This is a genomic window from Bacteroidia bacterium, assembly GCA_041391665.1.
Taxonomy (GTDB): domain Bacteria; phylum Bacteroidota; class Bacteroidia; order J057; family J057; genus JAGQVA01.
In genome coordinates this window covers 2,127,118-2,139,029 of the sequence record JAWKNO010000003.1, presented here as the reverse complement: position 1 = coordinate 2,139,029, position 11,912 = coordinate 2,127,118, and the positions used below count along the sequence as shown (strand labels likewise).

Below are 11,912 nucleotides of genomic sequence, written 5' to 3'. Positions count from 1 at the left end.
ATTTGTTTCTACCGCAGATCGCTGATCTGGAGATTTTTTTCATCCCAGTACTCATCCTTGTGAAAGTTGTATGCGGAAGGGTTAAAAGTACCTTCGATATTGGCAGAAGCTTTTTCCGGCACTTCCAGTCCGGTGAGCCAGTAAGCGGCGTTGACAAACATACGGCGTACGCCTTCTGATGTCATATCCGTAGCAGCGCCCATGGTGGTTGCAAATGACCTCCCGGTTTTTCCTCCGGGAAGCTGGTAGGATTTTGTCCAGGCTACAGGCATCATCGGATCGTTGGGGTTGCCGACGTCTTTATTTGCGGGGTTGGTTGTAGCTACCTCGCTGTCGGAGGGGCGGAGACCGTAAAAAGGGTCATTTTCATCTATTTCTCCCGGGCGGTTGGTTACCTGTCCAAGCACTAGCGGCTCCGAATCACCCGGCAGAGGTAATCTGACGCCATATACGTCGGTAGCGGCCCAGATATCGCCATTGGAAATGCCGCGCATGACAGGGTGATCAGTGGCCGCGATGACACCATGTGTGCTCTGGTGTTTGTGGTGGCCGTGATGGGAAATCCATTTTTCCCCTAAAACCAGTCTGCCAAAACCTCCCTGCCACTCAGCCATATCACCCTCGTAGTAATTGCCATAGTGAAGCCATTTGCTGGTCGAGTCTTTGACATTAAAAGCATGAGTGGCGGTGCGGATGCCAATGACAGGTTTGCCACTTTTCAGGTAGTCATCGATCATCTGCATCTGGTCGTTGGGCAATTCTCTGAACCGGGTAAAAATGACCATCAGGTCGGCAGTTTTGAGGGCTTCGAGGCCGGGGATATTGTGCAGATAGTTGGGATTGACGGTACCCGGTTTTTCGGGATCCTGTGCGAAGAGGACCGTGCAGTTGAAACCATGCTGGTTGGCAAGAATTTTGCCGAGCAAAGGAAGTGCTTCTTCAGAGCGATATTCTTCATCTCCACTGATGAGTACAATATTTTTTCCTGTTCCGGGGCCAGATGCACCGGCAAAATTTATCCATTCATTAGAAATGGGAGTGTCGTTGGAAGATTCAGGTTGAGATTTTGGGTTACATCCAGCCAGAAAAAACACAGATAAAATCAAAAAAATGACAGATTTCATAATAGTAATTCGTTAGTTTTAACAGGATGAATATAGAAGTATTTACACAAAGGCTCTAAAGTTTTTGATTAATCACCAAATCTTACATATTTATTGTATTAAGATATTTTAATGTGATGTAATTGGTTTCAAAAAAGGAAATTGATTTTTAAATTTTCGTATGTGAAAAAGGCAAAATACAGGATAACAATATGAAGCATTATCAGTGGCTTATCCTAATTTATCTGCTATGTGGATTTTTTTCAGTATATGCAGAAATTCCGGAAGCGCTCCCTCCCGGAGCGGCGGTGCTGACTGACCGGCTGGCAACTGAAAAATCCGAAGAAAAGAGAATGGAGACCTATGGCGAACTGGCTAAACTATACTTTTTTGTCAACACGGATAAATGCCATGAATACGCCACAAAAGCCTATGAACTTTCGCTGAAAGTTAAAAATAAGAGCAAGCAGTGCTACTTTTTGAAAATCATGGGGTCAAGCCGGTCGATGTCAGGAGATTATGTAAGCGCCATATTGGATTATCAGCAGGCATTGATTATCGGAAGGTCGATACAGGACACGGCACTGATTGATATTCATACGGCAATGGGCATTGCCTATACTCAGATCAGCGATTATGATGATGCGTTATATCATTTCAATCGGGGAATTGTATTGAGCGACAGTATGCAAATGCCATGGAAAGCTGCTGCAGCCTTGGGTTGCATAGGGCACTTATATGCCGAAAAAGGTAATTTCCAGCATGCAATTCCGGAAACTCGAAAAGGATTGCGGTTAGCTGAAAAACAACAGCACTTCAGGTTGATGGCTTACGGATATAAGGATATGGCCTACAGCTTTACCAACCTTGGATATCAGGATTCGGCACTATTTTATATAAAAAAAGCACTGGATATTTCTTCAAATCAGAAAAATTTTCCATTTATTTCCGGCGAATCTTACGTGGTATTAGGTCAGATATATCAGAAAGCCGGCTTATATGACTCGGCATTAATCGCTGCGCAGGAAGCAAAAAACCTTGAAAAACAGATAATGGCTAAAAAAATAGCTATTAACGCAGAGGAGCTTTTTGCACGAATTTATCTCGAAACCAACCAATGGGATAAGGCGCGCACACATGCCCAGGAGATGTTGGCAATCGCTACGGAAGCAAAATATACCATGCTTCAGAAAACAGCCAGTGAGTTGCTTGCCACCATTTATCAAAGACAGGGTGAATTCAAAAATGCTGCTGAATATTTCCATTTGGCCGGAGAGTTAGCTAATGAAATCTACCAGAAAGAAAGTGCAGATTATAAAAAACTGCATGATAAACTATCCGAGATATCTAAAAGAGAAATAGAAAATCAACAGCTGGTTGAGAGGATTAAAAGGGATAAAGTGCTATTGCACAAGAGCAATATTTTTGGTGTAACTATGGGACTGTTTGCCGTGGTAATCATCATCGCATTTTTTTTGATTTACCTCAGCCGAACCTTTATCACCGGAAAACCTTTGTTGAGTGTCAGTTTCTCCGAACATGAAGAAGATCAGCGACTCCAGTTTACACGAAGGCTTTCGGTCGTTGTGTGTTTACTGGTAATTCCCATACTCGCACATTCTATTTTATGGGGAAATATGGCTGACATCATTGCCAAAGTAGCATTTATGGTGCTGATGATCGTCATGCATTTCCTGGCAATCAGACGGCAACTTCGGGCTATATTTTACGCGGGCTTATTTCTGGTTTATCCGATTACGATTCTTCCATCTGCATTAATTGGTTTGACCTTTGCGCTGCCGCTGATTCCTGTTACGATTTTTCTTGTGTGGAATTATCTCGCTCAACGACCTCTGGAGCAGATATTAAATGCCGTTGTTATGGCGGTAAATTTTATCCTCAGCTATTTGGTCAGCGGTCGCTTAATCGTATTTAAAGAGGAGAATGTGGAAACACTTGACATCATGGTCAGCCTGATGGCACTTCTTATGATTCTGATCACTCTGATTTATACCAACCAGCTTGTGTATGATTCGAAAGAGGTAATCGCGCGTAACAATCGCTTCCTTCGTCAGATTTCAGACCTTAATCCGCATTTCGTTTTTGCCAAAGATACTTCCCGCAGATTTATTTTTACCAATAATGCTTTGGCAGATACCTTTGGTAAGTCAAATGATGATTTGTTGGGAAAACGAGATGATGAGATTCACCCCATCTTCAGCGAAGACCCCCAGTTCATGGAAGACGATTTGACTGTATTGGAAAAAGGCGAAGATACATTCCGGTCAAGGGAAAAAATATATGATTTTATGGGTAATGAAAAATGGTTGGAGACCATCAAAAAGCCCATTTTTAATGAGAAAAATGAAATTATCGGCCTGTTAGGGGTCGCGTCAGATATTACCGATCGCATAAAAGCAGAAGATCAACTTCGAAAAAATGAAGCAATGCTGAATGCGATTATTAACAGTATTCCCGATCCGGTACTGGCGTTACGAGATAACTATACCCCGATTTTTTACAATAATAAGTTGTTGACAGGGTTTTTGAATCAATTTGGAAAAGGACTTGATGCTCAACCTATCTGGACAGACATGTTCTCCCCCGAAATAGTTGACCGGTATTTTCAAATTTTTTGTCAGGCATCAAAAGGGGAAATTGTTCGGGTTTCTGATGTTTTTCCGGGCAAAGACGCTGTAATGTATGCTTCGCTGACCTTCTCACCCATTATGGATAGTCAGGGCGATAATCTGGGTGTGGTCATTATCGTACAGGATGAGACAGAGCTCAAACAAAAGGAAATAGATCTCAACCGAAAAAATGAACAGCTCAAAAATTACATTGAGTCGAATATGAATCTGGAAAATTTTGCCTATCTGGCTTCTCATGACCTCCGGGCTCCTATTCGCACGATCGTGAGTTTTGCACAACTTCTGGAAAAACGACTCGCAGGTGTTCTTTCCGAAGAAGATCGCGAATACCTGGATTTTGTTGTATCCGCCTCCAAAAATATGCAACGACTCATTCACGATCTCCTCACCTACTCGCGGGTCAATACAACCAAAATCAATATTTTCCCGATAAACCTCCCTCAACTTCTCGAAGAGCTCAGAAATGAATTGTTTGTTACCATTGAAGAAAAAAACGCCAAACTTACCTTTCATTCCATTCCCGAAACCATTTCCGCCGACAGAATCAAACTTCGCCAGCTATTGTCTAATCTGATCATCAACGCACTGAAATTTTCCCGCCCAGAGGTGCCCCCTGAAATTGAAATCAGTTGTAAGGTAGAGCAGGATCAGTGGCGTTTCCATGTCAAAGACAATGGTATCGGTATCCCAAAGGAATATCAGGAGCATATTTTCCTCCTCTTCAGGCGGCTGCACAAAGAAGCTGACTACGAAGGCACCGGTATCGGACTCGCTTTATGTAAAAAAATCATCGAACAGCATAAGGGGGAAATCGGTGTAATTTCAGAAAAAGGGAAAGGAAGTGAATTCTATTTTACCATCCCTGTTGAAAAAATCGAATTGAGGTTGCCGCATTCCTAAGTTGACGGTTTTATTCACAGATTCCCAATTAGTCAAAGAAAATCTTTTACATTTTCTTATATTTCGGCTACCAAAAAATAAAACACTCACATGGTAGCAGTTGAAGAAAAAAAACGCGCACAATCCTGGCTCGACAGCAATATTGACGAATCTGCAAAGGCGGAAATCCGCCGCATGATGGCCAACGAAAACCCTGAAGAATTGATAGACTCCTTCTATCAAAATCTTGAATTTGGTACCGGTGGCCTCCGCGGTATCATGGGTACCGGCTCCAACCGCGTCAATAAATACACCATCGGCATGGCGACTCAGGGCCTCGCCAATTACCTCAAAAAATCATTCCCCAACGAAAAAATAAGCGTTGCCATCGCTTATGACAGCCGCAACAATAGCCAATATTTCGGTGAGATGACTGCCGCTGTGTTTTCCGCTAATGGCATACATGTGTATCTGTTTGAAGAACTACGTCCTACCCCCGAACTCTCGTTTACCATACGCACCCTCGGCTGCAAAAGCGGAGTTGTACTTACCGCCTCTCACAATCCTAAAGAATACAATGGCTACAAAGCTTACTGGGACGATGGCGGACAGGTAGTAGCGCCTCATGACAAAAACATCATCGCCGAAGTCAATAAAATTGCTGGTCCCGATGAAGTGAATTTTCAGGCAAATGACAGCCTCATCACCCGTATCAGCGAAGACCTCGACAAAAAATATCTGGATGCCGTTGCCGGTAATGTTGTAACTCCGGAAGCAATCGCCAATCAGAAAGATCTTAAAATTGTCTATTCCTCCATCCACGGAACCGGCATCACGATGGTTCCACGCATCCTCGAAAAACTGGGCTTTACAGATGTGCATGTGGTAAAAGAACAGGCTACGCCTGACGGTAATTTTTCCACTGTCGTTTACCCCAACCCGGAAGAAACCGAGGCGATGAGCATCGCGCTCAAACAAGCCAAAGAACTTGACGCCGACCTCGTCATGGCTACCGACCCCGACGCCGACCGCGTAGGCATTGGCGTAAAAAACCCCCATGGCGAATGGCAACTGCTCAATGGCAACCAGACCGGTTCGCTCATCATCTACTATCTCCTCAAACAGTGGAAAGCCAAAGGAAAACTCGATGGCAATCAGTACGTGTGTAAAACCATTGTAACCACCGACCTGATTGACCGAATGGCTGACCGTTTTGGTGTGGATTGTATCAATACGCTGACAGGTTTCAAATGGATTGCAGAAGTATTGAGGGAAAATGAGGGCAAACGCCAGTTTATCGGTGGTGGTGAAGAGAGTTACGGTTACCTTATCGGAGACTTTGTCCGCGACAAGGACGCCATTTCCTCCTGCGCGATGATCGCAGAGCTTGTGGCCTATGCCAAAGACAATGGGCTGACGTTGTTTGACCTGTTGACAGAGATTTACCTCACCTTTGGCATGTATCTGGAAAGATTATTTTCCATCAAAAAAGGCGGCAAAAAAGGCCAGGAAGAAATCGCCGAACTCATGGCCCATATGCGTACCAATCCGCCAAAAGAAATCGAAGGTTCACCCGTGGTGACCATGCTCGACTACCAGCGGCAGATACGCACCGACCTCACCTCCGGTGAGGAACTGCCTATCGACATGCCCAAATCCAATGTGCTGCAGTTCCTGACAGCCGACGGCACCAAAGTCTCTGCCCGCCCGTCTGGTACGGAGCCCAAGATCAAGTTTTACATGAGCGTAAATACACCCATGGCGCGCAAGGACGATTTTGACGCTACCCTGGCCAAACTCAATCAGAAGATTGATGGCATTCAGGTGCTGATCGATGGATATACGCGGTAGGGAACAAGAGCTTTAAGGGCAGTTTTGTCTGGCTTTTCGATATTTTGAAGGCCAATGCTGTGTTGCAGACGAGGGATTTAGAAGAGAAGACTAAGCCGAAATAAAATGACAGAGGAACAATTACAAAAACTGATAATTGATCTTGAGTCTGACAGAATACAAAGAACTATCTCTTTCAGAGAAGACAAGCTTGGACCGGCAGTTTGTGCGATGTCAAATGACTTTGCCAATCATCGTCAGCCAGGCTATATTCTTTTAGGTGTAAATGATGATGGGACACTAGGTGGTTTAAGTATTGGTGATGAAGAACTCCAAAAAATTGGTAATATAAAGGCAAATGGTAATGTATTGCCACAGCCCTCAATGACAGTCAGTCAGGTTTTTCATCTTGATGGGGGAGACGTCGTGGTGGTGGAGGTGCATCCTTCATCATTTCCACCAGTGCGCTATGATGGAAGGTGTTGGATACGTGTTGGTCCAAGAAAAGCAAAGGCAAGCATAGAAGATGAAAAAATCCTTTCTGAGCGCAGGAGTAGTTTATCTAAGTCATTTGATACAAGCCCGTGTTTCAGCGCCACATTGGAAGATCTAAATACCGACCTGTTTAAAACATTTTTTTTACCCAAAGCCATTGACAGAGAAACTTTAGAGCAAAACAACCGACCCATTAAACATCAGCTTGCATCCTTGAGATTTTATGATTTGAGGTATGACTGCCCGACCAATGCCGGTGTGTTAATGTTTGGTCAGAATCCCACACACTTTATTCCTGGCGCCTATATTCAATATGTTAAAGTTCCTGGTAAGGAAATTACGCCTGGAATTGAATTTGAAAAAGAATTTAAAAAGTGCCTTTGTCTTGATTTGCTCAATCTCGATGAATTTATTCAATCCGTGATTATTCGAAAAAGCCTGATACAAAAGACAAATTCCATGCAGGAAGAAATCATTTACAATTATCCTCTTTGGGCAATTCGTGAATTGGTTTTTAATGCCGTTATTCATCGGAATTATGAATCCAACGCACCTATACTTGTTTATGAATTTTCTGACAGGGTAGAAATAAAAAACCCCGGCTTTCTGTTTGGTCAGGTTAATACTTCCAATTTCCCCAATGTGAGTGATTACCGAAACTTTGAAATTGCCGAAGCCCTAAAGATTTTAGGTTATGTTAATAAATTTAACTTCGGGATTCAGACAGCAAAAAAATATTTAGCAGATAACAACAATCCGGAAGCAGTTTTTGATCTTTCTCTGGGTACCGCCTTCAAGGTAACCGTATCAATAAGTAAAAGCTGGAGGCAATGATATGAGAAGCTCAAAACCCTTAAAGCATGTTAGGAAATGTAAGTGGGTGTCCATCAGGTGATTAGATTTAAAATAATGGAAATATTCGCCCAAATCAGCCAATATTTGGCCGATCGTAGGGTATGTTCATGGTTTTTAACAATCCTCCGGAAGAAATTCGTCCAGGCAATGGTGCGCTCCACTACCCACCGTTTGGCAATCGGCACTTTGCCCTCTTTTTAAAATCCTACATGCACTAAAGGAAGTCATTTGATTTATCCCAGTATTAATCGTTGTAAATCTTCTTTGTATCTACTTGCGAGGGGAATCTGTTCCTTGCCCACGGTCAATTGATGCCTTTCAATCTTTCTGATCGCATGAACGGCTACAATGTATGACTTATGTACCTGGACAAAAGTTCCTTTGGGCAACATATCGAGTGCTTTTGAGATCGTCATCCGTGTACTAACTACTTTTTCTGTCTGATGGAAAAACAATAGGTTGGTGTCAGAACGGATATACAAAACCTTGTCTAAATCTACCTTTACCCAATCATAGCCATCCTTGATGAAAAAGTTGGGCGGTTGATTCATTCGTATTTGCTGACCTTGCAAGGCTCGGTTGCAGGCCTCGAGGAATCGTGGCAAGGAGACTGGTTTGAGCAAATAATCTAAGGCCCGAAGTTGAAATCCTTGTACAGCATATTCCGGAAAAGCTGTGACAAAGATCAATTGCACATTCACATCCCTGAGCAAGTCTGCCAGTTCCGTACCCATCAAATCTGGCATTTGGACATCTAAGAATACCAAATCAACGGGATGGTTTTGGAGGTAGGCCAGCCCCTCAGTTGGATGAAGAAAGCTTGCCTTTAGGTTAAGAAAAGGAATTTTTTCGGCATGAGTTTGAAGAACCTTGAGGGCAGAAGGCTCATCGTCTATGGCTATTGCTTGCAAGATCATGATTATTTTATATTGAATGGACAGAAATACGGTCTAGTTCCAGCCGCATATGCACGTTGAATTGTCCGGACTTTTGTTCTATGGACAATTGGTGGCGGTCAGGATAGAGCAAGGCAAGGCGTCTTTTTACATGCTCAATGCCATTGCCGGTCCCTTTTTGCTTCGTTGAATAAATGGGATTGACGGTAGTAAAAGTTAACTCACCTTCTTCTATGTACAAGGCAAGGCTCACCTGTGTTTCTTTTTGAGGAGAAATGCCATATTTGAAAAGGTTTTCTACAAATGGCAGCAAGAGAAGGGGAGGAATTCGTGCTTCACGTTGGTCCCATTGGATATCAATATGTACACGTTCAGGTTCAGCCATTCGGGCTTGTTGCAGCCCAATGTACCTGTTCAAAAAGGTCAGTTCTTCCTCAATGCTTACAAACTCTTTTTGTGCTTGCTGCAGGGTAAATCGCAAAATACCAGAAAGTTCCTCTATACGCTCAGCGAGGCTTTCATCCTCCAGGGGAACGGCATGGCTATAGATGGTATTTAGGGCATTGAAGAGAAAATGCGGATTGAGTTGGGAACGAAGGGCTTGTAGTTCTGCGGCTGTTTGTTGTTGCAAGAGTTTCGTCTGCTGATTTTTACTCCTGATCAATCCCGCCACAAAGGTAAAGCCCATGACAAAGGCAAAGGCCAGTATGGCCACCATGGTATTTTCTTCCACCAGATCCACTTGTAAACCTGTAGCCCATTGCAGAAAGAGATAGAGAAAAAAGAACAACAACAAGGCCCAGCTTCGGTAGATCCACTTTGTTTGTGGATGGATGCCCCACCATTGATTAGGGCCCTTGAAATTTAGCCAGCTCACCAGAACCAATCCCAGGAGAATGACGACAAAACCCATCAGCCAGCGTAGGAAGCCTCCCAGTTGATCCCATTCCCCGGCATATTGGAGGGTGAGGCTTTTGTGAAGCCTTACCCCCCAGAAGATCGATATGCCAATAACAAGGATCGAAAATCCCCATGGAGACCATTTATTCAAGTTTTTGAATGACATTGTTTTCCTGTTTCAATCGTTTCATTTCTGTTTCAGCTCGACTTTTCTCCCGCAAGACCAAATGCATGGTACTGGTCAAAAACTCATAATCTAAAACAGCTTCCAGATAATATAGGTTTCCTGCTTCTGTCTTCAAAGAATATGTTTTTCCTACATAGGTAGGATAGCCAAATTCTGGAACTGTCTCCAGGGTCAATGTGGCTACGGGAACCTTTACGTCTACCCAAGACCTGCCTTTCAAGCGTTTGACCACCATCTGATCATTGATTTTTACCCCAAAGCCTGAGCTGAAGCCTGCATAATAGCCTTTGTTGTAAATTCTCAATGTAGCATGCTCTGTTTGCTCCAAGGGTGAGCTGGCTCCCATTAATACGATTGTTGTCATGATAAACAGTGTGCCACAACACAATGCGATAGTTGGTTTTATTAGTCGTTTCATATCCTATCCTATTTAGATTTTGAAGGGAAGCTTCTCCCTAAATGAAAACTGAAATTGAAATAAATTTGGCCCATTCGATCCATGGGAGCATTGAGCGTGCTAGCATCGGTGGCTTCCCAGGCTGTCTCATTTATGCCCCTCCTATATCCGATCCTAATTGCTTCCCCAAAGCTTGTATGACTTTTGGCTCTACCTACCCACCATTCTGCACTAATGTCCAAAAATGTATTTTCGTGATCAATGAGCGTGGAAGAATTGCCTCCCCCGGTAAGTAGATCTTCAAAGTCCACTGGACTTATATTTTGCAATGAGCGAATATCGTATGAAGATACTACCTGACCAATGCCCAAACGTAACAATAGGGCCGAATTCCTGTTTTGCCAAACGGAATAACCAAGGTCCACCCACCACATCGAGAATGTGGAATTAACGGAAAAACGATCATTTGAAAATGCGGGGATATTAGAATTGCCGAATTCTTTTGCGCCCCCTATTTCCGCATAGAATCTCTTATACCTCACGCCTATATCATAGACATTCATCTGGCGAATTTGGGGCATATCAAGCCCGCCACCCTGGAAAATTTGATGGATGTTTTGATAGCCGTTTTCAATAGTAAATGATCCTATTGGTAGACCAATTTTCATGTACACCTCAAAAGGATACTTATCGGGATCAGTAAGACCTTTAGGTTCTGTGCTGATTTCTTGAAGGACTTGTCCCATGAACAAGGTCGGGAGCATCAGTAAAAAGCAGAAAAGAAATGTTTTATGTTGCATCGTAAATTTGTTTAATTCCCCGCAAGTAAAAATCTGGTTTTCACTTCATCAACCAGATGTGGGGAAAGGCCAGGAGTTTGTGGGGAAAGGGCGGGACTATGTGATTTGGGGGTCAATCGTTTTGGAAACACGACACGCCCACCAACCGTTAGCGACCATGAATAGTAAACGGAAACAAGACAAAATTGTGTTCTGGGAAAAGTGAATTGACTGATCAGCTAAATGAGCGGTGTGGTTGTGTTTATATGGATTTTACCTATACTTACACAAACAACAAATATTAAAATGAACATATCCATCATCGGAGCCTCTGCCGGCCTTGGGCTCGAAACCTTAAAAAGGGCCTTACAGCGCAAGCATGAGGTAACGACACTTTCCCGTTCAGAAATTCAGCTTTCGGAGAAAACGTCTTTTCATTCGGTCATCGGGAGCGCATTGAATAAGTCTGATTTACTGAAAGCGATTCAAAATGCCGATGCGGTAATCGTCACATTGGGGGCGAGTAAAAATATGAAGGCAACCACACTGTTTTCCGATTTTGCAAAACTTCTGGTGGAAGTTCAAAAAGAAAATAAGATCGATGTCCCTTTTATTTTTGTGACGGGTTTTGGTGCTGGCGAAAGCCGTAATTATGTCTCGTGGTTTGTCGGGCTGTTTTTGAAGTACTTCCTGAAGGACGTGTATGCCGACAAAACCAAAATGGAAGAAATTATCTCCGGATCGGAAATGAAATGGATATTTGTGCGGCCCGGAAGATTATTGGATGAGCCATTAACCGAAAAGTATCGTATAGAAACCAGGCTGTATAAAGGCATCAAGATTGGGGGAACGAACAGAGCAGATGTGGCAGATTTTTTAGTGAAACAAGCCGAAACCCCTTCACATCTAAGAGCATTTACGGCGATATCTGGTACGTAGA

At 43.3% G+C, this 11,912-nt stretch carries 9 protein-coding genes; 4 read left to right on the top strand and 5 right to left on the bottom strand.

What is annotated here, in order from left to right:
- Window positions 1-8: 8 nt before the first annotated feature.
- Window positions 9-1,124 carry a ThuA domain-containing protein gene (locus R3D00_31385; GenBank protein MEZ4777719.1) on the bottom strand — a complete coding sequence of 372 codons (1,116 nt, stop codon included), beginning with the start codon at window positions 1,122-1,124 and terminating at the stop codon, window positions 9-11.
- 191 nt (window positions 1,125-1,315) lie between these two features.
- Between R3D00_31385 and R3D00_31380 the strand changes: the two genes are divergently transcribed.
- From R3D00_31380 to R3D00_31370, 3 genes are all read left to right on the top strand, one after another.
- Window positions 1,316-4,654, top strand: a complete 3,339-nt coding sequence (locus R3D00_31380) for an ATP-binding protein (GenBank protein MEZ4777718.1) — start codon at window positions 1,316-1,318, stop codon at window positions 4,652-4,654.
- 90 nt (window positions 4,655-4,744) lie between these two features.
- Complete coding sequence (locus R3D00_31375) at window positions 4,745-6,484, top strand: phospho-sugar mutase (GenBank protein MEZ4777717.1); 1,740 nt, start codon at window positions 4,745-4,747, stop codon at window positions 6,482-6,484.
- 105 nt (window positions 6,485-6,589) lie between these two features.
- The gene (locus R3D00_31370; GenBank protein MEZ4777716.1) at window positions 6,590-7,792 is read left to right on the top strand and encodes a putative DNA binding domain-containing protein; all 1,203 of its coding nucleotides are present in this window, start codon (window positions 6,590-6,592) and stop codon (window positions 7,790-7,792) included.
- Between the two features lie 254 nt (window positions 7,793-8,046).
- Here the strand turns inward: R3D00_31370 and R3D00_31365 are convergent, their stop codons facing one another.
- The 4 genes from R3D00_31365 to R3D00_31350 are packed head-to-tail and all read right to left on the bottom strand — an operon-like array spanning window position 8,047 to window position 10,993.
- Window positions 8,047-8,730 carry a LytTR family DNA-binding domain-containing protein gene (locus R3D00_31365; GenBank protein ID MEZ4777715.1) on the bottom strand — a complete coding sequence of 228 codons (684 nt, stop codon included), beginning with the start codon at window positions 8,728-8,730 and terminating at the stop codon, window positions 8,047-8,049.
- 7 nt (window positions 8,731-8,737) lie between these two features.
- Window positions 8,738-9,775 carry a histidine kinase gene (locus R3D00_31360; GenBank protein MEZ4777714.1) on the bottom strand — a complete coding sequence of 346 codons (1,038 nt, stop codon included), beginning with the start codon at window positions 9,773-9,775 and terminating at the stop codon, window positions 8,738-8,740.
- The gene (locus tag R3D00_31355; GenBank protein MEZ4777713.1) at window positions 9,753-10,214 is read right to left on the bottom strand and encodes a hypothetical protein; all 462 of its coding nucleotides are present in this window, start codon (window positions 10,212-10,214) and stop codon (window positions 9,753-9,755) included. The genes R3D00_31360 and R3D00_31355 overlap by 23 nt, the downstream gene beginning before the upstream one ends.
- Before the next feature lie 8 nt (window positions 10,215-10,222).
- The gene (locus tag R3D00_31350; protein ID MEZ4777712.1) at window positions 10,223-10,993 is read right to left on the bottom strand and encodes a hypothetical protein; all 771 of its coding nucleotides are present in this window, start codon (window positions 10,991-10,993) and stop codon (window positions 10,223-10,225) included.
- Between the two features lie 285 nt (window positions 10,994-11,278).
- On the opposite strand from R3D00_31350, the gene R3D00_31345 reads away from it, so the two are divergent.
- The gene (locus R3D00_31345; protein ID MEZ4777711.1) at window positions 11,279-11,911 is read left to right on the top strand and encodes an NAD(P)H-binding protein; all 633 of its coding nucleotides are present in this window, start codon (window positions 11,279-11,281) and stop codon (window positions 11,909-11,911) included.
- The last annotated feature ends 1 nt before the right edge of the window (window position 11,912 follow it).